This window comes from Rhizobium sp. IY2 (assembly GCF_047532935.1).
In the GTDB taxonomy this organism is placed as follows: Bacteria; Pseudomonadota; Alphaproteobacteria; order Rhizobiales; family Rhizobiaceae; genus Rhizobium; species Rhizobium anhuiense.
Genome location: NZ_JBLKNU010000007.1, coordinates 213,903 through 238,039, shown reverse-complemented (window position 1 = coordinate 238,039; position 24,137 = coordinate 213,903). Strand labels below are relative to the sequence as shown.

At 60.6% G+C, this 24,137-nt stretch carries 23 protein-coding genes; 7 read left to right on the top strand and 16 right to left on the bottom strand.

Annotated elements, in window-relative coordinates; translation table 11 throughout:
* Positions 1-11 precede the first annotated feature (11 nt).
* Positions 12-1,085 (top strand): alcohol dehydrogenase family protein, encoded by a 1,074-nt coding sequence (locus ACMUVN_RS21940; protein WP_097545043.1) that lies wholly within the window; start codon positions 12-14, stop codon positions 1,083-1,085.
* 171 nt (positions 1,086-1,256) lie between these two features.
* Positions 1,257-1,652 carry a DUF4112 domain-containing protein gene (locus ACMUVN_RS21935; RefSeq protein WP_028758816.1) on the top strand — a complete coding sequence of 132 codons (396 nt, stop codon included), beginning with the start codon at positions 1,257-1,259 and terminating at the stop codon, positions 1,650-1,652.
* Positions 1,653-1,794: 142 nt separating this feature from the next.
* On the opposite strand, the gene ACMUVN_RS21930 is transcribed toward ACMUVN_RS21935, so the two are convergent.
* From ACMUVN_RS21930 to ACMUVN_RS21905, 6 genes are all read right to left on the bottom strand, one after another.
* A complete protein-coding gene (locus ACMUVN_RS21930; RefSeq protein WP_047619775.1) occupies positions 1,795-2,832 on the bottom strand; it encodes a Gfo/Idh/MocA family protein in 1,038 nt (345 codons plus the stop codon).
* A gap of 161 nt (positions 2,833-2,993) precedes the next feature.
* Complete coding sequence (locus tag ACMUVN_RS21925) at positions 2,994-3,779, bottom strand: ThuA domain-containing protein (protein ID WP_132575455.1); 786 nt, start codon at positions 3,777-3,779, stop codon at positions 2,994-2,996.
* A gap of 64 nt (positions 3,780-3,843) precedes the next feature.
* Positions 3,844-4,869, bottom strand: coding sequence for an ABC transporter ATP-binding protein (locus ACMUVN_RS21920; RefSeq protein ID WP_047618987.1), 1,026 nt, complete (start codon positions 4,867-4,869; stop codon positions 3,844-3,846).
* Between the two features lie 11 nt (positions 4,870-4,880).
* Positions 4,881-5,711, bottom strand: coding sequence for a carbohydrate ABC transporter permease (locus ACMUVN_RS21915; RefSeq protein WP_047618991.1), 831 nt, complete (start codon positions 5,709-5,711; stop codon positions 4,881-4,883).
* Positions 5,711-6,697: a carbohydrate ABC transporter permease gene (locus tag ACMUVN_RS21910; RefSeq protein ID WP_028758608.1), complete on the bottom strand. Its 987-nt coding sequence runs from the start codon at positions 6,695-6,697 to the stop codon at positions 5,711-5,713. The genes ACMUVN_RS21915 and ACMUVN_RS21910 overlap by 1 nt, the downstream gene beginning before the upstream one ends.
* Before the next feature lie 69 nt (positions 6,698-6,766).
* Positions 6,767-8,029: an ABC transporter substrate-binding protein gene (locus ACMUVN_RS21905; protein ID WP_028758609.1), complete on the bottom strand. Its 1,263-nt coding sequence runs from the start codon at positions 8,027-8,029 to the stop codon at positions 6,767-6,769.
* A 268-nt stretch (positions 8,030-8,297) separates the two neighbouring features.
* Between ACMUVN_RS21905 and ACMUVN_RS21900 the strand changes: the two genes are divergently transcribed.
* On the top strand, positions 8,298-9,311 hold the full coding sequence (locus tag ACMUVN_RS21900) for a substrate-binding domain-containing protein (RefSeq protein WP_028758610.1): 1,014 nt from the start codon (positions 8,298-8,300) through the stop codon (positions 9,309-9,311).
* 30 nt (positions 9,312-9,341) lie between these two features.
* On the opposite strand, the gene ACMUVN_RS21895 is transcribed toward ACMUVN_RS21900, so the two are convergent.
* The 8 genes from ACMUVN_RS21895 to ACMUVN_RS21860 all read right to left on the bottom strand — a co-directional run bounded on the left by ACMUVN_RS21895 (position 9,342) and on the right by ACMUVN_RS21860 (position 16,996).
* The gene (locus ACMUVN_RS21895; protein WP_097543803.1) at positions 9,342-10,307 is read right to left on the bottom strand and encodes an ROK family protein; all 966 of its coding nucleotides are present in this window, start codon (positions 10,305-10,307) and stop codon (positions 9,342-9,344) included.
* A gap of 14 nt (positions 10,308-10,321) precedes the next feature.
* The gene (locus ACMUVN_RS21890; protein ID WP_097596093.1) at positions 10,322-11,023 is read right to left on the bottom strand and encodes a ribulose-phosphate 3-epimerase; all 702 of its coding nucleotides are present in this window, start codon (positions 11,021-11,023) and stop codon (positions 10,322-10,324) included.
* Between the two features lie 4 nt (positions 11,024-11,027).
* A complete protein-coding gene (locus ACMUVN_RS21885) occupies positions 11,028-11,837 on the bottom strand; it encodes an alpha/beta fold hydrolase (RefSeq protein WP_097543801.1) in 810 nt (269 codons plus the stop codon).
* Positions 11,834-12,679: a sugar phosphate isomerase/epimerase family protein gene (locus tag ACMUVN_RS21880; RefSeq protein ID WP_063473709.1), complete on the bottom strand. Its 846-nt coding sequence runs from the start codon at positions 12,677-12,679 to the stop codon at positions 11,834-11,836. The genes ACMUVN_RS21885 and ACMUVN_RS21880 overlap by 4 nt, the downstream gene beginning before the upstream one ends.
* Entirely contained in the window at positions 12,679-13,755 is a 1,077-nt protein-coding gene (locus ACMUVN_RS21875; protein ID WP_097596094.1) for a Gfo/Idh/MocA family protein, read from the bottom strand. The genes ACMUVN_RS21880 and ACMUVN_RS21875 overlap by 1 nt, the downstream gene beginning before the upstream one ends.
* A 27-nt stretch (positions 13,756-13,782) precedes the next feature.
* On the bottom strand, positions 13,783-14,928 hold the full coding sequence (locus ACMUVN_RS21870; RefSeq protein ID WP_063473711.1) for an ABC transporter ATP-binding protein: 1,146 nt from the start codon (positions 14,926-14,928) through the stop codon (positions 13,783-13,785).
* A 322-nt stretch (positions 14,929-15,250) separates the two neighbouring features.
* Positions 15,251-16,192, bottom strand: coding sequence for a PfkB family carbohydrate kinase (locus ACMUVN_RS21865; RefSeq protein ID WP_132575457.1), 942 nt, complete (start codon positions 16,190-16,192; stop codon positions 15,251-15,253).
* Positions 16,193-16,195: 3 nt separating this feature from the next.
* Positions 16,196-16,996, bottom strand: coding sequence for a class I fructose-bisphosphate aldolase (locus tag ACMUVN_RS21860; protein WP_047619009.1), 801 nt, complete (start codon positions 16,994-16,996; stop codon positions 16,196-16,198).
* 231 nt (positions 16,997-17,227) lie between these two features.
* Between ACMUVN_RS21860 and ACMUVN_RS21855 the strand changes: the two genes are divergently transcribed.
* A complete protein-coding gene (locus ACMUVN_RS21855; RefSeq protein WP_028758619.1) occupies positions 17,228-17,989 on the top strand; it encodes a DeoR/GlpR family DNA-binding transcription regulator in 762 nt (253 codons plus the stop codon).
* Between the two features lie 92 nt (positions 17,990-18,081).
* Here ACMUVN_RS21855 and ACMUVN_RS21850 read toward each other — a convergent pair whose 3' ends face one another.
* Positions 18,082-18,900, bottom strand: coding sequence for a sugar phosphate isomerase/epimerase family protein (locus ACMUVN_RS21850; RefSeq protein WP_063473713.1), 819 nt, complete (start codon positions 18,898-18,900; stop codon positions 18,082-18,084).
* A 259-nt stretch (positions 18,901-19,159) separates the two neighbouring features.
* Between ACMUVN_RS21850 and ACMUVN_RS21845 the strand changes: the two genes are divergently transcribed.
* Positions 19,160-20,308: a Gfo/Idh/MocA family protein gene (locus ACMUVN_RS21845; protein WP_097543799.1), complete on the top strand. Its 1,149-nt coding sequence runs from the start codon at positions 19,160-19,162 to the stop codon at positions 20,306-20,308.
* Positions 20,305-21,240, top strand: coding sequence for an alpha/beta hydrolase (locus ACMUVN_RS21840; RefSeq protein ID WP_047619017.1), 936 nt, complete (start codon positions 20,305-20,307; stop codon positions 21,238-21,240). Before ACMUVN_RS21845 ends, ACMUVN_RS21840 begins: the two co-directional genes overlap by 4 nt.
* Before the next feature lie 37 nt (positions 21,241-21,277).
* On the opposite strand, the gene ACMUVN_RS21835 is transcribed toward ACMUVN_RS21840, so the two are convergent.
* Entirely contained in the window at positions 21,278-22,312 is a 1,035-nt protein-coding gene (locus ACMUVN_RS21835; protein ID WP_414815445.1) for a LacI family DNA-binding transcriptional regulator, read from the bottom strand.
* Between the two features lie 545 nt (positions 22,313-22,857).
* Between ACMUVN_RS21835 and ACMUVN_RS21830 the strand changes: the two genes are divergently transcribed.
* Positions 22,858-24,105 (top strand): ABC transporter substrate-binding protein, encoded by a 1,248-nt coding sequence (locus ACMUVN_RS21830; protein ID WP_063473714.1) that lies wholly within the window; start codon positions 22,858-22,860, stop codon positions 24,103-24,105.
* The last annotated feature ends 32 nt before the right edge of the window (positions 24,106-24,137 follow it).

Sequence of the window (24,137 nt, the reverse complement as noted above, 5' to 3'; positions counted from 1 at the left end):
AGCAGATCGGTATGACGATCCCCGAAAAGATGGCAGCCGTCTTGCTCACCGACCATGGCGGTCTGGACAAGCTCGTCTATGACAGGGACGTGCCCGTCCCGACGCCCGCCGATGGCGAGGTTCTGATCCGTGTCACGGCCTGCGGCATGAACAATACCGACGTCTGGGTCCGCCAGGGCGCCTACGGCACAGAGGACGATCCATCGGCGGTCTCCACGTGGCGCAGGCAAGGCAACACGCTGACGTTTCCACGCATCCAGGGCACCGATACGGTCGGTCATATCGTCGCCGTCGGCGCCGGCGTTGATCCCAAACGTATCGGTGAACGCGTCATGGTCGACTTTTCGATCTACAACCGGGACGACGACAGCCTCGCCGACATCGATTACATGGGCCATGGCCGCGACGGCGGTTATGCCGAATATATGGCGCTGCCGGCTGAGAATGCCCATGTCGTCGCAACCGATCTGACCGACATCGAACTCGCCACTTTCTGCTGCGCCTATCTGACTGGCGAGCGCATGCTGGAACGGGCAAGGCTGTCGGCCGGCGAAAGCGTGCTCGTGACCGGCGCTTCAGGCGGCGTCGGCTCGGCGATCATCCAGCTCGCGCGCGCTCGCGGCGCGATCCCGATCGCCGTCGCAGGTCCCGGCAAGGAGGCGGCGATGCTCGATATCGGCGCCGAGGCGGTGGTGACCCGCGGCAAGGGCGACCTGGTCGAAGCCGTCCATGCCGCCAGCCACGGCCAGCCGATCGATGTGGTCGCCGATCTCGTCGGCGGACCGCTGTTCAACGACCTGCTGAAGATCCTGCGTCCAGAAGGCCGCTACTCGACGGCTGGCGCCATCGCCGGCCCGGTCGTCCAGCTCGATTTGCGGACCATGTATCTGAAGCAGCTGGAACTGCATGGCTCGAGCCAGGGCAGCCGCGCCGACTTCCGTCGGATCGTCGGCTATATCGAAAGCCGGAAAATCCGGCCTCTCGTCGGCGGCGTCTATCCACTGTCGGAATTCCATCGCGCGCAGACCGATTTCATGGCGAAGAACTTCGTCGGCAAACTGGTCGTGGTTCCCGACGAGAGATGATCCTTGCTTTCGCGGGCGAACCTTATCGGGTTTGCAGCGTTTCACGGCAATGGAAAATCATGATGGCGCCGGCCCTTCGTTGCGTCGGACTATTTCGCGGCGATGCGACCAAATCGCTCCCACGCCCCCACTCGAGGGGGCGGAGCGATCGCGCGCGCCAAAAGGCTGCTGATGCCAGCTTCCGCCAGCGCGAAACACCTGACGTCTATCGAACTTGGACGAATTCGGCGCGCTGTCAGCATAGCGCGGCTGATGGATACCGCAGTCCGATTGCCTGTCATCGGCGTGCGTATCGGCGCGGACTCAATTCTCGGCCTTATCCCGGCCGTCGGCGACATTGCCGGATCCCTGATCGGCCTTTTCATCATCGATGAGGCGAGACGCCTCGGTATTCCCACCCATAAGCTCGCCCGTATGGCCGTCAATCTGGGGATCGACGCCGCCGGCGGAACGGTTCCCCTGATCGGCGATCTCTTCGACGTCTATTTCAAGTCTCATCGCCGAAACGTGGGTATCATCCTCGACCACTTTGGGATTAGCGAAGACGAGCTTAACCGGCGAGTCTGACGGCCGACGTCCCTTTGCAACTTCCCCTTCGAGGAATTTGTGCGAGCTGTCGGCGCTGGTTCCAACGAGGCCGCGCAGCCGGTGCTGTCGCCTTAAGACGACGAGCAACCAGCAAAAGTGGGCACTAGCTCGGCGCCTTCGCTTACAGTTCAGCCAGAACGCCTGCCGTCTTCACTGCGTGATCAAGAACGAATTGCAGCTTGGCGGCGTGGCCGAAACCAGGCTCATCCGGCTGCCCCTTTTGCACGGCATTTGCAAATCGCTGGAAATTGGTGATGACCGGTTCGACCTCGATCTTACGCCAGATTGCCTTGTCGGCATCGGGACCTTCACAGGCCCTGAGCGTCGAACCTTCCGGCGTGTGCACCACCTCCAGCGCGCCCTTGTCTCCATGCAGGCGCAGGCGCAATTCGTTCAGATGACCAGTCGCCCAGCGCGTTGCGTGGATGACACCGGCGGCACCGTTTTCGAGTTCAGCCATCATCAGGAAACTGTCATTTGCATCGAGCTCGTACTCCCCGATCCGATTTCCGGGGCTCTTGTCGAACACCTTGAGATGCGATGCGGCTGCCTTGACGTCACTTCCGGCGGCAAAAACCGCGAAGTCGAGAATATGAATACCGACATCGCCCAGCACGCCATTGGATCCGTGCTTTGTCGACAGCCGCCACAGCCATTGCGATTCCTTGGTCCAGTCGCCCCACGCCTTTGAGACCAGCCAGCTCTGGAGATAGGACGCTTCGAAGTGGCGGATCGCGCCGAGGCGTCCGTCCAGCACCATCTTGCGCGCTGCTTGCAGCGGCGCAACATTGCGATAGGTAAGGTTTACCATCGCAACCTTGCCGGACGCAGCAGCAGCGTCGGCCATCTCTTTAGCTTCGCGGTAGTTAACCGCCAGCGGCTTCTCGCAGAGGACATGCTTGCCGGCGCCGAGTATCTTCATTGTCGTGGAATAATGCGCGCGATCCGGCGTGACATTGGTCACGGCGTCAAACTCTCCCCAGGCAAGGGCGTCATCAAGTGACGTGAAAGTAAGTGGGATATCATGCCTGAGCGCAAAGGCCCGCAGCCGGACCTCGTCCGTATCGACAGCAGCAACAATTTTTACGTCGGCGATTTCGGAAAAATTCATGGCATGGGTGTTTGCCCATCCTCCGGTTCCGAGAATGATCAAGCGCATTTTGTCCTCATAGTCGTTTATCGAAATCATCAGCACCAAACCGTCGTCTTTCACGAGCGCCAGATGGTCTTGCCAAATGGTGAGCGACGGCTGTCAGCTCAGCGTTTTCCCGGGCCGAACGCACGCGTGGCGTCCGCGCCCAAGGAAGGTGTTTCAGGTCCTCAGCGGTAACCGGCTTCGCCGGCTTGGTGTAGTTTCGGGCCGCGTTCGACGATCGGCTCCAGTGCTTTTTCTACCGGCACATTTGGAGCGTCGGTGATACCCGTCAACGAGCCCTCAGGGTTATAGGCCCACTTCACGCCGTTGATCAGCACCTTCTGGACATTGACGTCGTGATAGGTCGGATAGGTCTCGTGGCCGGGGCGGAAATAGAAGATGTTGCCGGCGCCACGGCGCCAGGTCAGGCCCGAGCGGAACACTTCGCCGCCCTGGAACCAGGAGATGAACACCGTTTCGAGCGGTTCCGGCACCGAAAACTGCTCGCCGTACATTTCTTCGTTCTCGAGTTCAAAATGTTCGCCGATGCCGGCGGCGATCGGATGGCGCTGATTGATCGTCCACAGACGCTCGCGCTCACCCGCCTCGCGCCATTTCAGCGCGCAGGGTGTGCCCATCAGCCGCTTGAAGATCTTGGAGAAATGGCCGGAATGCAGCACGAGCAGCCCCATGCCTTCCCAGACGCGCTTGGCGACACGCTCGACGACGACATCGGAGACGGCGCCGTGATCCTTGTGGCCCCACCAGGTCAAGACATCGGTTTCGGCAAGGCGGGCTTCGCTGAGGCCGTGTTCCGGCTCCTGCAGCGTCGCCGTCGTCGCCGAGATGCTGGGGTCGGTATTCAGCGCGTTGGCGATCGTCGTGTGCATGCCTTCGGGATAGATGCCCCGGACGATGGCATTGGTATTCTCGTGGATATTCTCTCCCCACACAACGGTGCGAATGGTCACGTCGTTCTCTCCTCATAGTTAAAAAACGGATCGAGTCCTGGGAAGAACATCGACCTTGGGAACATCAGGCAGCCCGAATGGAGGCTCGCTCAAGCGAACGGCCCGACCGGTCGAAACGGTGGATGTGGCCGGCAAGCGGCGTAAGGCCAAGCGTTTGGCCGGGCGCATGGCGGGAGACTCCGGCTTCCCGCACGATGAGCGGCTCATCCGCCCCGATATCCACATAGACGAAGCTATCGGAGCCGAGGATTTCTGAATGGATGACCGTGCCGCTCCAAACGGGCGACTCGGGCGTGATGCGAACATGCTCGGCGCGCACGCCAATCGTATGGCTATCATAGGCTTGCGCCAGTTCGCCCGAGAGGAAATTCATTTTCGGCGAACCGATGAAGCCGGCAACGAAGACCGAATTTGGGCTTTCGTAAAGTTCCAGCGGCGTGCCGATCTGCTCGACGACGCCGTCCCTCAGCACGCAGATCCGATCGGCGAGTGTCATGGCCTCGACCTGGTCATGGGTCACATAGACCATCGTCGTGTTGTTCATGCTGCGATGAAGCTTCGCAATTTCCAGCCTCGTCGCGACTCGAAGCGCCGCATCGAGGTTGGACAGCGGCTCGTCGAAGAGAAAGACCTTGGGATCGCGTACGATCGCCCGGCCGATTGCGACGCGCTGACGCTGCCCGCCGGAAAGCTGTCGCGGCAAGCGGTCTAAGTAGGGTGAGAGCTGCAGCATACCGGCGGCCTGTTCGACACGCTGGCGGCATTCGCCTCTGGTGCTCCCGGAAAGTTTCATGCCGAAAGCCATGTTGTCGAAGACCGTCATATGCGGGTAGAGCGCGTAGGACTGGAACACCATGGCGATCCCTCTCTTCGACGGCGCGTGCTGGTTCACCGTCTTGTTGTCGAAGGAGAGGGTTCCCGAGGTGATGTCCTCGAGCCCGGAGATAAGCCGCAGCAGCGTGGACTTGCCACATCCCGACGGCCCCACGAACACCATGAACTCGCCCCGGCGGATGTCCATCGTCACGCCTTTGATCACCTCGAAAGCGCCGAAGCTCTTGCGGATATTCTCCAGTCGGATTTCTGCCATGTCCTACTCCCTCAACCCTTGACGCCGCCGGCGGTCAGCCCCGAAATGATCCGGCGCTGGAATATCAAAACAAGCACGACAACCGGCACGGTGACGATCACTGAAGCCGCCATGATGTTGCCCCAGGGGATCTCGAATTCGCTGTTGCCCGAAAGCAGGGCGATCGCAACCGGGACGGTTCGCTGCGTATCCGACGATGTGAACGTCAGCGCAAAAAGAAACTCGTTCCAGGCGGTGATGAAGGCGAGCAGTCCGGTCGTCACCAGCGCCGGCCACATCAACGGCATGAACACCTGGGTGATGATGACCCAAGGTGAAGCGCCATCGACGATCGCCGCCTCTTCGATCTCGATCGGCAATTCGCGCATGAAGGTCGTCAGCACCCAGACGGTGAAGGGGAGCGTGAAGATCATGTAGGAAAAGATCAGCGCGAAGGGCGTGTTGAAGATGCCGATCCAGCGGATGAGTTCGAAGAGGCCCGCAAGAACGGCAATCTGCGGAAACATCGACACCGAGAGGATGGTCAACATCAACAGTGCCCGCCCGCGGAAGTGTACCCGGGCCAAAGCGAACGAAGCGGTGATCGAAAGTAGCAGCGATGCTGAAACCACGACGCAGGCGATCATCGCGGAATTCGCCAGACTGCGGACGAAACCGCCCTGGCCCATCACGGACGTGTAGTTGCCGAAGGAGATCGAGGTCGGCCAATAATCGACTTTGAAAAGGGCCGTGCCGGTCTTCAGGCTCGTGAGGATCGCATAGTAGAACGGAAATACCGCAATGATGACGATGATTGTGACGAGCAGGTAGAAGAGCGTATTCTTGACGATCGAAAGCAGCATCAACGTTCCTCCCCGCCGAGCTTGACGCGACCGAGCCAGATATAAAGGACGGTTACGGAGGCAATGATGAGGAAAAGCACCGTTGACGCGGTGGCGCCGTAGGCGAACTTGTCGAAGTCGAAGAGGTTCTCGCGCGCCATGACCGACATGGTCTTCGTCTGCGCATTGTTGGGCGTCAGAACATAGATCAGGTCGAAGATGCGCATCGCATCCAGCATCCGGAAGATCACGGCAACCATGATAGCCGGTCGGATCAGCGGCAGCGTCAGACGCCAGAAAACCTTGACCGGATTGACTCCATCGATCTTGGCAGCCTCATAGATGTCTCCCGGAACCATCTGTAGTCCCGCAAGAATCAGAAGCGCCATGAAGGGCGTCGTCTTCCAGACATCGACGATCAGCACTGCGATCATCGCCGTTTCCGGATTGGCGGTCCAGGCAATCTTCTCACTGATAAGACCGAAGCCGAGCAGAATATCGTTCAGGATGCCGAACTGATCATTGAGCATCCAGGCCCACATCTTTGCTGAGACGATGGTTGGGATCGCCCAAGGAATGAGGATTGCGGCCCGTACGATCCCACGCCCGACGAACCGTGCGTTCAGCACCAAGGCGACGATCAGTCCGAGCACGGTCTCGATTACCACCGAAAGGACGGTAAACTTGGCAGTGTTCCAGACGGCGTTCCACCAGACCGGATCGGCAAGCAGTCCGCGATAGACGGTCCTTCCGCTCTTCAGCGTCACCCACGACAAATAATTGTCAAAGCCGACGAACTGCGCATTGCCAAGGTCGTTCAGCGACGCATTCGTAAAACTGAAATAGATCGTTCTGAACAGCGGCCAGCCAGCGACGATTGCCAAGATCAACAGCGTCGGCGCCAGAAACATCCATGCCGATCGGATGCGCTCGGACCGCAGCTCCGTGGAGGATCTGAAATGGGAAACCCTGGGCTTGACTGCTTGTGGAACTACGATTTCGCTCATGCAACGACTATCCCTCGCTAGCTCGTCCGAAGACCGGACCGGCGGCCTGACAGCCGCCGGTCGGAATACTCACCAAGCGTCGCCCTTGAGGGTCGTTAGGTCGGCTTCGAGAAGCTCGAGGTTCTCGGCAGCTGAGCCGCTGCCTGACAAGGTATTGTGCACTGCAGTCCAGAACTTCGAGGACACCTCGTTGTATTTCACCTTGGCCGTCGCCGAAGGGCGTGGCACGGCGTCCTGGAAAATGGGTTTCCAGTTCGGCATGAAGGGCTGCGCGGCAGCAACATCCTTGTCGTCATAAAGATCCGTCAGGGTCGGCAAATTGGACAGTTCGATGGCACGTGCCTTTTGCACGTCCTTCGACGCCAGGAATTTTACGAGCGCGATGGCTGCGTCCTGCTTTTCGGAATATTTCGAAACCGCCAGGTTCCAGCCGCCAAGTGTCGAAGACGGCTTATCGCCGACGGCCGCAACCGGTAGCGTCATCACGTCGAACTTGCCCTTGACCGCGCTGTCGGCACCATTTCCGAGAGAATAGGCATACGGCCAGTTGCGCATGAAGACGGCGTTGCCGGTCTGCCAGACGCCGCGCGATTCTTCTTCCTGATATGCGAGCACCCCTGGCGGTGAGATCGTGCCGATCCAGCCCTTGGCCCGCTCGAGCGCTGCTGCCGCCTTCTCGTTATTGATCGAGATGGTCCCGTCCGGCTCGACGATCTGGCCGCCGCCGGACGACTTCACCCATTCCAGTCCGTTGCAGGTCAACCCTTCGTAGGAATTGCCCTGGAAGACGTAGCCCCAGAGGTCCTTCTGTCCGGCCTGGCGTTCTTTATCCTGAACCTCTTTGGCTGTCGCAGCCATCTCGTCCCAAGTCTTCGGCGGCTGTTTTCCATATTTCTCTAGCAGGTCCTTTCGGTAAAACAGCGCCGGAGCATCGGTAAACAACGGCAACGCCACAAGCCGGCCATTGACAGTCTGAGACGCGATGATCGACGGGAAGAACTGGCCGACCACGTCCTTGGCTGCCTCCTTCAGATCGACGAACTGCTCGGCAAGCTGCGGCGCCCAGATGACATCGGTCTGATAAACATCGACGTCCTTGTTTCCAGCAGCAAGCCACAGGCGATATTGGGAAAACTGCTCGCTGCTCGATGACGGCATGGTGACGAGCTTGACATGATTGCCGGTATTCTTCTCAAAAATTGCAAGCTGCTTGTGAAGGAATTCGACGTTTTTGCCGGTGGTATTTGCGGCAAACGAAATTTCAGCGGCACGGACAGAGCCGGCAGCGATGGCGACGCTGAGTGCGGACAAGGCTAAAGCAAACTTTTTCATGATCTCCTCCCAGAAATTGAAATCGATTTGGCAACCAGACCATTGCAGAAGGCCGCAGAGGCGTCAAGCCATTACGATTGTCGATCTTCAGTTGTATTATGATGGGAAAATGCCATATATACAGCGATTAGAGGTACTTCTTGACCTCGCGAGCAAAGATTCAATGTCAAGAAATTGAAATCGATTTCAATTTTTGCCGGATTGGCACTTGCCCGTTGCGCATCGCCAACGCTTCGTCCATTGATTGCCGGGACAAAGAAGACATTCGATGAAACTTCGTGAATTTGCAAAGCAGCTTGGGCTCTCACCGACGACGGTCAGCCGTGCGCTCAGCGGCTATCCCGAGGTGAGCGAGGCCACGCGCGCCCGGGTTGCGGGCGAAGCAATGCGGCTTGGCTATCGCCCCGATATCAATGCCGTGCGGCTAAAGACCGGGAGAGCCGGGGCGATAGGCGTCATGATGGGGCGTTCGGGAGAAATCCATTTCGCTGAATTCATATCGGGGATGGCGCAGCGCTTGGAAACGGCCGATACCGATATTCTCATCACGCCTATTACCGCGCACAATGATGACGACGAAATGCAGGCCTACCGACGCCTGGTCGAAAGTCGCCGAGTGGATGCAGTGATCATTCATTCGCCGCGCCCCAAGGACCCGCGGATCGAGTTGCTGAACAGCTTGGGCCTGCCTTTCCTGGTTCACGGCCGCTCGGAGACCGAGCACGTTCACGCGTGGCTCGATATCGATAATGAAAATGCCGTGCGTAGAGCCACCGAACACCTGTTCGATCTCGGGCACCGGCGCATTGCCATGATCAACGGCCTGCGGGGCAAGACGTATTCGATCCATCGCGAACATGGTTTTCGGATTGCCCATCAGGAGCGTGGGCTCGTCGTCGATCCCAACCTGATGGTCTGCGATAAATTCTCCGACGAGAGCGGCTTTCGTCATGCCCGCTCTTTTCTGGAGAGCGCGAATGCGCCGACCGCCATCGTTGCCGGTTCCACGATGACAGCGCTTGGTGTCTACCGTGCCGTCCGTTCGCTTGGGATGACGGTGGGTCGGGATGTGTCGGTCATCGCCCATGACGACGTCTTCCCTTATCTGACGGCAGAAAGCATGGTACCGTCACTCTCGACAACCCGATCGTCCATGCGTGCCGCGGGCACGCGATGCGCTGAGCTAACGCTACAGCTTATCGCTGGACGTGCCGTGGATGAGGTTCACGAATTGTGGCCAGTCGAACTGATCCTGAGGGAAAGTACCACCCCGCCGCCCTGACGGAGAGCAACCTCTCGATACGGAAAGGCTCTAAAGCTGATCGATCGCAGGTACCTTGCCGGTCAGAAACGCCAGAGCCGCTGCGCCGACGAGGCCCGAGTTCTGATCCAATGCTGCCAGCATCACCTTGACATCTTTGAATGCCGGCATTGCCCATTGTGTGATGTAGCCTTGAATGCCGGGTTGGAGCCGGTCGAACTCGTGGGAAAGCCCGCCTCCCATCACAATGATATCCGGACTGAAAATGTGGATCAGGCTGGTGAAGCCTCGGCCGAGAATTTCCGCTTCTTCGTCAACCAGTTGATTTGCCAGACGATCGCCATTTCTCGCGGCTGCGAAGATGCTGCGGCTGTCGATGACACCGCCATCGCTGCCTATCGTCGTCCCGCTCGATTCCATCGCCCTTATTTGAGCGCGTCGTGCAAAAGCCGGTCCGGATCCGTAGGCCTCGAAGCAGCCCCTGTTGCCGCAAGGGCAGAGCTCTCCATTCGGCACGACCGACATGTGCCCCACATGGGCGGCCATGCCCTTGCGGCCGCGCACCACGCGACCGTCCGAAATAACGCCGCCGCCAATGCCGGTGCTGACGGTGACATAGACGAGATTATCAAATCCCTTGCCAATTCCGAACTGCCACTCGCCGATGGCAGCGGCAATAGCATCATTCTCGAGGTCGACTGCAAACGGGAACCGCTTCTGCAACTCCGCCTTCAGCGGAAAGTCGACAAAGCCCGGGAGGGTCGGGATATCGGTGGCGACGCCCGTGACCGTATCGAGCGGGCCTGGAGCGGATACTCCGACGCCCACCACCGAAGCCGGGTTCGATGCCGCGAGCAGACCATCGGCCAGGCCACAAATCTGGGCGAGCACGCGGTCGGGGCCCGCCAGCGCATCCGTTGGTTCGGCTGCGCGCGCCAGAATCCTGCCGTGCTCATCGACAAGGGCAGCGCGGACCTGCGTCCCACCGAGGTCGATTCCAATGGCAACCTGCTGCATGTGAAGACCATGAGTTAGAGTGCGCGGAGCCATGCCATACGCTCGTCGAGCGATGGCGCATTGAAAGCCAGGGAGCCGAGAACGACCGTCTCCGCACCTGACTGGCGCAGGAGAGGCACGGTGTGCTCGCGAATACCGCCGTCGGCCGCAAGCACGATCCGATGCGCCGCACCGCAGCCGGCGATGATCTGCTTGGCCTGTTGCAGCCGGGCGCCGGCCTTTTCGTCGAGGCCCTGGCCCTTCACGCCGATCGCCGTGCCGAGCAATGTCACGAAACTCAGCCGGGAAACATATCTTTCGACCCGCTCGACGGGGGTATCTACCTTGAGAACCATGCCGGCTGCGACACCGCGACGGTCGAGAAGATCGAGAGCCTGGTCGGCGACGCTTTCATTTTCAACGTGAAGACTGATCAGGTCGCTGCCCGCATCGGCGAATTGCTCGATCTGCGACAGGATGATGCTGTCGGCGACCATCAGGTGAACATGGATCGGGCGCGCGGAGACTTTGCGCACCCCGGCAACGAGGTCGGGGAAAAACAACATGGCCGGCGCGAAATGGCCATCGGCGACATCGATATGCAGAATGTCGACGTGAGGATCGACACGCGCGAGATCATCCGCCAAATGCACGAGATCGGCCGACCAGACGGAGAATTCCGCGATCAGGCGATCCTTCGGAAGGTCTTCGATCCAGGTCCTGGAGGGGGTCGTCATTGTTTCAGAGCTCCTTCAGATAATTGCTCATGGCAAGCCGGAAGTCCGCGACATATTGCGGACGGCTCTCAGTCTTCGGGGTGATCTGCGCGAAGCGCGCGCCGGCAATCCGCTCGGCAAGCGCGCGCGCATAGGCGAGAGGATGAATGCTGTCCCGCTCATGGCCGATGACGAGCGTCGGCGTAGTGAGACCGCGGACTTCCTCTTCGGTCACATCAGGACCGTCATTTGAGATCCTGGTGAGCAGTTCGGCGGTCACATCCAAAGGCGTGCGGGAGAAAAAACCGGCAAGCGAGGCCAGATTGTCCGGCGCCTCGGCGGCGAGCCGCAGGCCCACCGGCCCGGCCAGGAATGCGGCCTTTGCCTCGCCCGGCGGCAGAGTTTTCACAAGCCGCCCGACTTCAGCATTGGGCGCCATATTCTCCGGCGCCGACGCCGTCAGCCAGGCCGGCCTTGCAATGATCAGAGCCTTGACAAGATCGGGCCGTTTGACTGCGAGCCGCAAGGCGATCGCAGCCCCCATCGAGATGCCGCCGATCACGACCGGCCATGCGAGGTTTTTCTCGATATAGGCGGCGATATCATCGCAGAAGGTCGCGATCGACATTTGCTCCGGATTGCCGGCTTGGGACTGGCCGTGGCCGCGCGCTTCGATCGTCACCCGGCGGAAACCCATGTCGGGCGGAAAGACCTCATCGGTCTGCGCCGCATCTCCGCATAGGCCATGCTGGAAGATGACGGACACGCCCTCGCCCGCCGTATCCACATTGAGAATGGTCCCGTCGCTGGTTTCGAACGGTTGACCTCGTCTCATCTTCCTGCCTCCGCAGAATTACCGTCGAGGCTATTCTTCAGGAAGGCCGCCACACCGGCCGCCTCCGAGGCCGAAAGACCATGCGTGACGAGACTGCCGTCAAAACCGATCGCCTTGAGACGGCCGAGATAATGCCCATAGTCGAGGACACCCTTGCCGGCGGTCGCGAAACGACCGTCAGGATTGCGGTCTTTCGCATGCGCCATGACGATCCGATCGGCCAGGAGGTCGATGGCGGAAGACACGATGCGCCGCTGCTCATCCAGCGTCGCGACCTCGAAGAGATTGGCCGGATCGAGCACGATCTTGATGCGGGGGCTCGTCAGTGCCGTGATCAGCCGATCGGCTTTCTCAGCCGAGTTGACGACATTGGCAAGCTCGGGCTCGATGCCGAGGTCCACATCATAGCGCTCGGCAATCTCGATGGCCGTCTCCATGGCTTCGAGGAGATCCCGCCACGCCTCCGGCGTGTCGTTGTCGGCGTGGGCCTTCCACTGGTCGATGGGGTCGCGCGTGCCGGTGCAGAGCGTAATCAGGTCGGTCGACATGCCGGCGCAACGCTCGGCCAATGTCGCCAGATTGCGAAGGCCGGCCTCGCGTACGGCGGGATCCGGATGGATCATGTTGAAGGTGCCGGAAACGGCAACGATCTCGACGCCGCTGCTCAGCGCAGCGTCGGCGACCGAGCGGGCCTGGGCTTGCGTGATGATCTCCGGCATCGGCGGAAGGCCAGAACAGGCCATATTGTATTGGGTGCAGGTGAACCCGGCCGCAGCGACCGAATTCAAAACGGTCAAGGGCTCCGTTCCCTCGAAGGTCTTTGCGAAGATCCCGAGCTTCATCACACGCCGCCCGTGACGTCAGCCAGCGCAACCGCCTTGCCGCTTTCGGCCGAACGCGCGACGGCGACCATGGCTCGTACGGATGCCACGCCATCATCGATGTCAGCGCCTTCCATCACCGCGCCGTCCAGAATGGTGCGGGCGAAGCCTTCGACCTGGCGGCGGTAGAAATGGCCGTCGGCGCCGAGAACGCGATGAGTGGCGCCGTCCGCTTCGCGGAAAATGTCCACCTCGCTGCTCTTGTAGTACCATGGGTTATAAGTCTTGCCCAAAATGCTGCCATTTCGGCCATAGATCTGGAAGCCTTCGTGCCAGTCCATGCGCACCTGGACGGTGAGATCGAGATGGCCGAGCGTGCCGGAGGCAAATTCCACGTCCACGAACCAGCACCAGATGCCCGCGCGCTCGGACAGGCGCGCGTTGACGGAAACGATGTCGCCGGCGAAATAACGTGCGGTGTCGATCAGATGGCAGCCGTGCGCAAGCATGTAGTAGCGCCGCAGGTCGGCTTTCGGATTGGCCGAGGGCTTTTTCGCATTGGCGCTGGTGACGATCAGGGGCTGGACCGCATCGGTCATCGGATAGCGGTGCGTGCTGTCGCAATACCAGGCTTTCAGAGCGACCATCTCGCCCATTTCATCGCGGATGAAGGATTTGGCAGCCTGGAGCCCCGCGTCGAAACGCTTCATGTGCCCGACCTGAAACACCTTTCCGGACGTCTCGACAGCGGCCTTCAGTTCAAGGCATTCCTCAATGGTGACACCGACGGGTTTCTCGCACAGGACATGCTTGCCCGCCTGAAGAGCGCGAATGGAGGCCGGGACGTGAAACGCATCGGCGGTGGCGATGATCACGGCATCGAGGTCGGGATCGGCCAGCATCCTGTCGTAGTCGTCATAGGTTTTTTCCGCTCCGTGGGTGATTGCCATACGTTCGCGGAGATCCTCGGCAACGTCGCAAATCGCATAGAGGTCGGCATTGGCCGCCTTGGTGCAGCTCTCGAAGTGCGCGGCCTGGGCAATCTGGCCCGCTCCCAATACGCCGATGCGGAGACGTCGTTCCTGTTTTGCTGGCATCGATGAGCCCTTCTTTCGCTCGTCACTTCAGAGCGCCATATGCGTTTGAGGATGGAAAAAGTGTAGTTTCGCCGGGTCGATTGCCAGATCGATCGATTGACCTGTCTCGACCGCACTGACCGCTTCGAACCGCGCGACGGCGTTGGCCGCCCCGCTCAGGTCTTCGACGGCATCGGGATCGCCCGAGTCGATCCGGACCGCGTCGATCTTCAAATGCACGATCAGCTCGGAGCCGAGCTCCTCGATCGACTTCACGACCACCGGGATCGTCGGATACGAAGCACCGGACGGCAACCGGCTGTCATAGAGATCCTCAGGCCTGACTCCAAAGATCACGGAATTTCCCTCGAAGGCGGAAAGACCGGGCGCGCGTTCGAAGGCGCCGTCGGTCAAGGGAATGGAGAAGCCCGGCAGATGAATTCGCCGGCCTTCCAGACGCCCCTCGAACAGGTTCATCGATGGCGAGCCGATAAAACCGGCGACAAAGGCGTTGACCGGGCGGTGATACAAAGCCTTGGGCGTATCCACCTGCTGAAGCACGCCGCCCTTCAGCACCGCGACCCGATCGCCCATGGTCAGCGCTTCGGTCTGGTCATGCGTCACGTAGATCGTCGTCACGCCCAGCTGTCGCTGCAGGCTGGCGATCTCCGCCCGCATCTGCACGCGCAGCTTCGCATCGAGGTTCGAGAGCGGTTCGTCCATGAGGAATGCCGCCGGCTCGCGGACCATGGCGCGGCCCATCGCAACACGCTGGCGCTGGCCGCCGGAAAGCTGTGCGGGCTTGTTGCCCAACAAGGCTTCCAGCTGCAGGATCTTGGCGATCTCATGCACGCGCTTGGTGCGTTCGGCCTTGCTCTTTCCGGCCAGCTTCATCGAGAAAGCGATGTTGTCGAACACGGTCATGTGCGGGTAAAGCGCATAGCTTTGAAAGACCATGGCAATGTCCCGGTCCTTGGGCGCGAGATCCACCACGTCCTGGCCGCCGATGCTCAGGGTTCCGCTGCTGATTTCCTCGAGCCCGGCAATCATGCGCAGCGCAGTCGATTTTCCGCATCCGGACGGACCGACCAGGATCAGAAACTCGCCGTCATGGATCGTCAGGCTCAGATCCTTGATCGCATGGTAGCTGTTGCCATAGGTCTTGCAGATTTTGTCCAGTACAACCACGGCCACGTCTCGTCCTCCCGTACCAGTCGGATCACATCTTCAGACGGCGCTCCCCGCCGTCTCCGATCCTTTCGACAAGAAGGCTCAGGACTGCGCCTCAAAGTCAACAAAAGAATCGAGGTATGACTCGCCAGAAAGTGCCGATAATTCGGTATATATATCTGAAAAATATATCTATTTATGATGTTTAGTTGCGAGATTTTATTTTTTATCGCGCGTAATTTTTATGGCCGTGCTGCAGGTGTTGAGATCTCGCCGTGCGATCAATTATCCACCAGAGAGGTTTCACTCGACCGATCGGCCAGCGTCGACATCAGGCACCCCGCGCTCATTCCCGGCATTGGGGCAAAGCGAGCGGCACCGGCGCATTCTCCGCCGCCATCCATGCCAGGCATGTCCGGTTGTCCGGCAGGCCCCGGCGCCCTCCCCGTGCGGTCACGGAAATGGCGGCAGCCGCCGTAGCATAGGCAACGCAATCCAGCGGGCTTTTCCCTTCCGCGAGGGCAAGAGCGTAGGCCCCGTGAAAACAGTCCCCGGCGCCTGTGGTATCGACCGCTTGTACTGGATAAGCCGGCACATGCCACCGGACGGCATCGCCACTCTGGCGGAGGTAGGTCCCCCGTTCGCCATCAGTGAGGACAACAGCGGACCGATCCGCAGACCAGAGCTTGTCCAGGATCATCGTCGGATCACGCTTGCCGGTATATTCCTGCCCGAAGGCGAGCGGCAGCACCAGATGGTCAGCGAAAGCCAATATCCGATCCGTCGTGGCACCGACCGTCCATTCGATATCGGCAATCACGGCTAGGCCCAAGGCACGTGCGCGGGCCACGACGCTTTCCGAGTGCGTGGCATAACCGTCGATCAGCAGCACCGGGGCCTGCAGCAGAACATCGTCGGGCAGCGCATCCGACGTGCCGTGCAGCACATCGTCGTCATAGGCAATGAACCGGTCGCCGTCGGGACCGACCGTGATCACGGAGCGGATCGGAGCGGCATCCGCATGGCGGGGAGCCAGCGATATGTCGACGCCGTCACGCTCGAGTTCGCTGCCGGCCACATCAGTCGCGGGCTTATCGCCGAGCCAGCCGATGAAGCCGGCGCGCCCGCCCAGCCGGGCGACGGCAACAAGGGCCGTCGCCACGTTGCCGCCATGGTCGGTGGCGCGTTTCGTCACCTTCCCCTTGCCGGCCGTCAGCCCCCGATCGACATAGATGATGTCATCGATTGCCAGGGCGCCGAAGCCCAGAACCTGGAAAGGGCGCGACACGCCTCAAGCACCGGCCGCCGCCAGCGCCTCCTCCGGCGCCATCCCCTTATGAATGACGAGCTTGAAGGCGCGCGCGGCCATGGTCGTATCGCCATGACCCCAAAGGTTGCGACCGACAACCGCGCCTTTGGCGCCAGCGCGCAACGCTTCGGAAGTCTGGACGAGCGCTCCGAGCAGCGTATCGGTCTTCGGGCCGCCGGCGATCACCACCGGAATCGGGCAGGTCGCAACGGTCTCCCTGAAGGACTCGAAATCGCCGGTATAGCCGACCTTGATCACGTCGACGCCGGCCTCGAAGCCGATGCGCACCGCATAGGCAATCTCATCCGGCGTGAACACGATCTTGCCGCCGTCGGAGAAATCACGGGGATAGACATGGGCGACGACCGGCATCTCGAAACGGGCGGCGGCGTTGACCGTATCGGTGAGCCAGCGGATATACTCTCCTTCGGTGGCGCCGCGCACGGGAATGGCGACCGCCAGAGCGTCCGCACCATAGCGCACGGCATCCTCCGGGGTGGCAATGAGCTGGCGAATGCGGTCGTCGGCGGTGAAGCAACCGCCCTGAATGACGAGCGCTGCCTTTCCGGCATATTCCGACCAGAGGTGACGCGCCGCACCAGGCTGGATGCTGATGTAGTCCGGCCCCCCCGCCATGACGCGCCGGAGCGCGCCCGGCAGGTCGGCAAGCCCGCCCTCACGCACATTGCCATAACCGACAAAATGATCGACGGCGCCTCCGAACAAATGACCCGAGGGGTTCGAGAACAGGCGTGCGAGGCGGACTTTGGTTCCGAGACCCATGGCGAGACTTCCCTTTGTGATGGCTGGTTTTTCAATTGTTGGAGAACCTAACTCGAAAACAAACAAACATTCAATATTTCGATTTCTTTCGTTTTTACGTGGCGAGGGAATTTTTGACGTGCATTTTCGTCGTTCAACGGCTAGTTTTGCAGCAGAAGCCGTGAGCTGAGAGCTCATGCTTTCGTTTTTCAAAAGTCAGATAGTCGCAAAAAGCGACAGTCGGGATCACATATGCTTGCAGAACAGAGGCGGCAGCAGATCATGCTGGAACTTCAGCGGGTGGGTCAGGCACGCACCCGCCAGCTGGCTGAATTCTTCGAGGTCTCGGAAGTGACGATCCGCTCCGATCTCGAAATCATGGACGCGAAGAAGCAGCTGATCAAAACGCATGGCGGCGCGATCGCCCTGCCGTCCGACTCGCCGGCGGCGGCCTTCGAGGAACGCATGCAGCGCAATTTCGATGCGAAACGGCGTATCGCCCAGATGGCTGCGCGACAGATCATCGACAACCAGTCGATCGTCTTCGACAGCGGCTCGACGCTGCTGCAGGTGGCCATGCAGATGCCGCCGGTCAACAACGTCGTGGTTGCGACGACGGCGATGAACATCGCACAACATCTGATGTACCGGCCGGGGCTCGACGTGCACATGATCGGTGGCCGCGTGTTTCCGAGCACCGTGAGCACGATCGTTTCGGACTCCGACAAGGCGGTCGGCGGCCTCGTCGCCCACCAGGCCTTTGTCGGTGCCCACGCGATCGATCAGGCCTTCGATGTCGTCGACGTCTCCGAGGACATCGCCCGGACCAAGCGCAACCTGGTTCGCATGGCCCGGCGTGTCGTCCTCGTGGCGGATTCGAGCAAATTCGACATCGGCGCCTCCTCGAAAGCCTTCTCGCTGTCGCGTGTCGATCTGATCATCACCGACAGCAACATGCCGCACAGCATCCGCCACCGGCTGGACAAGCTCGGCGTGGAGGTCCGCTACGCGTGACCTGCCGTCCACCTCTTCGCTGCGTAAGAACGCCAGCAGAGACTTGGGCTCCGATCGACGGTTCAGGCCGACAGCGGGGAAAACGAGGCCGGCTAAAATCCGAGACGTCGAAGCGTCTCGCGGTTCACGCGAACCGCCGCGGCGGGATCGGTTCCGGCGTGGTCCGATTCTTCCTCGACCACGATCCAGCCGGTAAACTTCGGCGCATCCCGAACGGCCGAAATCACGGCAGGCACGTCGCAGACGCCGTCGCCCAGCATCGCCCAGACGCCACCGGCGTCGACATCCTTCAGATGCACGTAGCGGATACGCTCCCGGTAGGCCGCCAGCGTATCGCCGATCTGCTGGCCGCCACGCAGGATATGGCCGGTATCAGGCACCCAGCCCACGCGCGAATCCAAGAGAGCAAACAGGCGGTCATAGTCCTCGCGGGTGAAGAGGAGCGTGTTGTGGTGCGAGGAAGGATGGACGGCAACGGCGACACCGGCCGACTGCCCAATCTCGGTCGCACGATTGTAGCACTCGGCCGCAATGGCGAACTTCTCATCGCGCGGGCCATCCGAAACGACCGTCGCCGATCCCATCGAGACCATCGCACCGGGAAAGTTCGCCGCGAAATCGACCCATCGCCGCGCCGTGTCGAGATCGGAGGCAATCTTTTCCGCCACCGTGAAGCCGCTGGCGGAGCCGAAGGCAAAGGAAACCAGCGTCAAACCGGCGTCTGTCAGAGTACGGGCAAAATCGGCAGGATTGAGCGCGTAGTGACCGATCATCGTGTCGGTGATTTCGATGCCGGTATATCCGCCATCGGCGACGGCGCGCACCAGATCGTCCGGGCCGCCGCTCCAGCCTGCGCCGAGCATCTCCCAGGTGAATGTCTGGCAGCCGATCTGCAGCTCAGCATTTTTCATATCTTGGTCCTGACCTATTTGTTGATAGCAGCCGATACCGAAGTCCTCGGGGCATTTCGCCTCGCCGGCCGAAAGCCCTTCCGCAGGGAGTGCGGATCGAAAACCGGAAGGGCGGCTCTTCTTCGGAGATTGCGACCCCAGTGTCTTGTCATTACGTACGGTCAAATGTTACCGTGCGTCAATATAATTTATTCCCTGCGCTTAAAACGTAACGCACCCTCAACTCTCCGCAGCCGCAACGGCAAAATCAGGTTCCTCGATGACACAGACCAATGGCATGAAACTCAGGATCGGCGTTGTGGGATGCGGCAACATTTCGCTCGCCTATATGCGCAACGCGCCGCTGTTCCGCGGCGTCGAAATCATTGCCTGTGCAGATCTTAACGCCGACGCCGCCAAGCGCCGCGCGGCGGAATTCAATCTGCGCGCGGCCGACGTCGATAGCCTCATTGACGACAAGGACATCGACCTCATCCTCAATCTGACGATCCCGGCTGCGCATTTCGACGTTTCGATGCGGGCGCTGTCGGCAGGCAAGCATGTCTTCACCGAGAAGCCGCTCGGCGTCACGGCCGCGGAAGGACGCCGGCTGGTGGATGCGGCCGCCACCAAGGGCCTTATGCTCGGCTCGGCGCCGGACACGTTCCTGGGGGCAGCCGGACGCCATGCCCGGCGGCAGATGGAAGCCGGCGCCATCGGCAAGCCGGTGACGGGAACGGCCTTCATGATGGGGCGCGGCATGGAGCACTGGCATCCCGATCCCAGCTTTTACTACCAGGCCGGCGCCGGCCCGGTCATGGATATGGGGCCTTACTATCTGACGATGATGGTCAATCTCATGGGGCCGATCCGCCGTGTGCAGGCGGTCGCCACAAGCGGGCAGGAAGAACGGCTCATCACCGCCGAGGGGCCGAAACAGGGCACCACGTTCAAGGTCGGCACGCCGACCAGCGTGCTGTCGCTGCTGGAATTCGATTGCGGCGCCACCGTCACCTTCGGCACCTCCTGGGACGTCTTCCGCCACTCCAACCACCCGATCGAGCTCCACGGTACCGAAGGCTCGCTGCGCCTGCCCGACCCCGACAATTTCGGCGGCTCCGTCGCGCTCTCCAGCCGTGGCGCTCCCTGGCAGGAAACGGATACATCAGGCGAACTCTTCGGGGCCGTCAACTGGCCGATCGCCGCGCCTGATCGCGCCAACTACCGCATGCTTGGCCTTGCCGATCTCGCGCGCGCAATCATCGAAGGCCGCACGCCACGCGCTTCGGGCGATCTCGCCCTGCATGTGCTCGAAGTCATGGAAGCGATCCTGCGTGCGGGTGAAACCGGCGTCGCGCAGACCATTGCGGGTATCGTCGCGCAGCCGAAAGAATTGCGGGAAGACGAAGCAAGGAGCTTGCTCGCATGACGCAACTGGACGAATCCGCCAAACGCGCCCTGGCATGGCCTGGCGATCCGGAAACGGCGGTGGAAAGCTGCACGCCGGCGCAGGCGCGGCAGCAATATCTGGACAGTTTCGCAGGCATCCAGTGGCCACTCGAAGAGGTGGCAGAGATGTTGGAAAGACGTGTGGGCGCCATCAGGGTGAAGATATGGCGCGGCCAAGCAGCGCCGCGCCAAGGGGCGCCGGCCCTGCTTTATCTCCATGGTGGCGGCTTTGTGATCGGCGCGCCGGAAACCCATGAGGATATCTGCCGGACGCTTGCCAATATGGCAGGCGCCGTCGTGGTTTCACCCGATTATCGCCTGGCACCGGAACATCCGTTTCCGGCCGCGATCGACGATTGCGCTGCCACACTTGTTTGGATGACGGAGCAGGCCGATGCACTCGGTATTGATCCCTCGCGCATTATCGTCGGCGGCGATAGCGCCGGCGGCAATCTGGCCGCCGTCGTTGCCCTCCTGGCGCGGGACGGACAGGTGCCGGCCGTCATCGGCCAGGTGCTGATCTATCCGGTGACCGACCAGTTGCAGGCCGCAGACAGCTACTCACGTTACGCAGAGGGTTTCGGCCTGACGGCAGCGGCGATGAAATGGTTCCGGGACCACTATCTGCCGGAAGCCGCGAGCAGGTCGGACTGGCGGGCTTCGCCGCTCAGCGCGATGTCGTTGGCCGGTGTGGCGCCGGCCTTCGTGATCCTTGCCGGACACGACGTGCTGGTCGACGAAGGGGCAGGCTATGCCGAGCGGCTCAGCCGGGAAGCGCAGGCCACAAGCCGGACCTGGCCCGGACAGATCCATGGCTTCGTATCGAAGAGACGGGCCATTCCGGAGGCGCAAGAGGCGCTTGAGGCCATTGCAATGGCGTGGCGCACCATGGACCCCGCGCTTACCCGCTGAGGCCGTAACCCTCGCCGGATCTCAAGCCGACCGGATCTCAAGCCGAGTCGCGCATGACAAGCGTTGCCTCAAGGATCACCTTGTTCGTGGCGGGGGTCGTTCCGTCATCCTCGCTCTCGATATGCGCGAGCAAAAGCTCCACGGATTTCGCGGCGATCTCGGATGCGTTCTGGGCCATCGTCGTCAGCGACGGGCAGGTATATCGGCTCAGCGGGTGGTCGTCGTGCCCGGCGATGCGCACGTCGCAAGCCTCGTTCCGGCCGATTTTCAGTCCCGAGGCGAATGCCGCCGCCATCGCGCCGAAGGCGAACCGGTCGTTGGCGCAGAGGAGCGTTTTGCCGGGAAGTCCGCCATTCGCAAGCATCCTCTGCATCTGCTCGTATCCGAGACGCTCGAACTCCCAGGAAGGCGGCGCGTCGCAATCGATGACGAGCGGGGAATGCCCTTCCCTCGCCATGGTCGCGCGGTAGCCCGCCTGCCGCTCGCCGGCATTTTCGGTCATATGCGGAATTTCCAGGAAGATCGGCGGCTCACCGGATCGGCAGAGATATTGCACAATGGCTGCCATGCTTTGCGCGTTGTCGTTGCCGACATAGGGAAGGTCACCGCTGGCAGGATTGTCGAAGCAAACGACGGGGATTGCATCCTTTAGTCTTTCCAGCGCGGAACGCCGCGAACCGGCGCCCAGCGGCGCCACGATCGCACCCGCGACCTTCAGCGAGAGCAAGGTCCGCACGGCCTCCGCCTCCAGCTCCGGCCGCGTGTGCGAGGAGATCTGGACAGGCCAGAATCCCCTTTCGCGCAACTCCAGCTCGATCAGCGACACGACCTGCACATAAAAGGGATCCGACATGGTCGGGACCAGAATCCCGATATTCCTGGTCCGCTTGCGATTGAGATGCCGCGCGAAAAGATTCGGCTCGAAGTTCGACTTCTTGAGAGCCGCCTCGATACGCTTGCGGGTCACTTCCTTGATCTGCGAGGGATCATCGAAATATTTCGACAGCGTCGGACGCGATACGCCGGAGGCGGCCGCAAAATCGTCCATCGATTTATAACTTTTCTTGGCCATTCAGTTCCTTAATCGGCGGCGCGACGGTGCGCTGAATCGAAAATGATGTCGCATCACACGCATTCGGCAATTTGTACAGGGTGGTCTTCGTTTTCCGGAATCGGGGAAAATCAACGGGCAGGCCGGCATGACTTTTCGCTGCGGACCCGGCTCTCTTTCGAAAAACGAAATATTCTCCTCTCTTGCGACGTCAGGTGCTCGCGCCGCATGGTTGCAAAAACGCTTGTTTCAGGCCCCGAATTCGAAAATTTGCGGTGAGGACGGCGGGCGTCTCCGCTTTTCGTTTTGTTGGGCAAACTTTCATTTGTTTACGAAAGTAAAGAAAAAAAGCGTCACAAGCAACACAAATGCTCCGAAAAAATTCGGACGATAACGAATAATTTTGTTATTATATTTCAATTAGTTGTGTGCGAACTCGCCATGAATACGGGCCTCCCATCTTTTCTCGATCGCAGTTCTTCATTGACAGATAGGCGCCTCAGGGAACCTACTTTGCCTACGATCTTGAGGAGGATCGATTAACTGAAAATCTATGGGAGGCACACATGAATATCAGAAAATTCAGCGTGACGATGCGGGCTGCCGTGGCGGTATGGGCGCTCTGCGCCACATCGGCGTTTGCCGACACCACCATCGAATTCATACAATGGTGGGAACCCGAAATGCCGTCCGGGGCGCTGCGCGGCATCATGAACGATTTCGAGGCCGCCAACCCCGGCATCAAGGTGACGCTGGTCAGCGGCCCCTATGCCACGACGCGTGACCAGATCGTCGTCGGCGCCGCCTCCGGAACGCTGAGCGACGTGGTGGGCCTGGATGGCGCCTGGGTAAACGGGCTGGCCAAGCAGGGCGCAATCGCCTCCATGGACGAACTGATGGACAAGGCGAAGTACGACAAGAGCCAGATCACCGATATCGTCAAGGTCGATGGCAAGAGCGTGATGTTCCCGCTCGCTTCCTTCGTCTATCCCGTCTTCGTCAACCTCGATATCGCCAAGGCATCCGGCGTCGACAAGTTGCCGACCACACGCACGGAATTCGCTGAAGCCGCGAAGAAGATGACCGATGCGCCGAAGAACCAGTATGGCTGGGTCCTGCCGCTGTCGCTGCAGTCGCCGAGCGGAATCCAGAACGACGTCATGTCCTGGGTCTGGGCCTCGGGCGCCTCGATGCTGAAGGACGGCAAGCCGGATCTCGAAAATGACGCTGTCGTCGGCACGCTCGATTATATCGCGTCCCTCAACAAGGAAGGCGTTATTTCGCCCGGCATTTTCGCCAAGAAGGAACAGGACAAGGTCGAGGAATTCGTCAACGGCCGCGTCGGCATGATGGTCGACTCGCTCGCCCACGTGAACCTCATCCGCGAGCGCAATCCGAAGCTCAACTTCGGCATCTCCGCCTTGCCGGCCACTGACGGCTACACCGGCAAGCGCGGCATGCCTTATGCCTCCTGGGGCATCGGTATCAGCGAAGGCAGCCAGCACAAGGAAGAAGCCTGGAAGCTTGTGGAATATCTGATGAGCCCAGACGTCAACGGCCGTCTGGTTTCGATTGCCAACGCCTTCCCCGGCAATGTCCACGCCAAGCCGGATTTTGTGGCATCGGACCCGATCTTCGCCGAAGCTTTCAAAATCTTCCAGAGCGGCTATCCTGCCAATGAATTCGTCGGTCTTCCGGTTGCCGAAGAGCTGATGCGCGACATGAACGTCGAAGTTCAGAAGATGTTCGACGGCGGGCAGTCGGCCAAGGACGCGGCTTCCAATACCCAGAAGGCCTGGCTCGCGAAGTTCTAAAGCACGTCGCTTTCACGAATCACCGGCAGCGC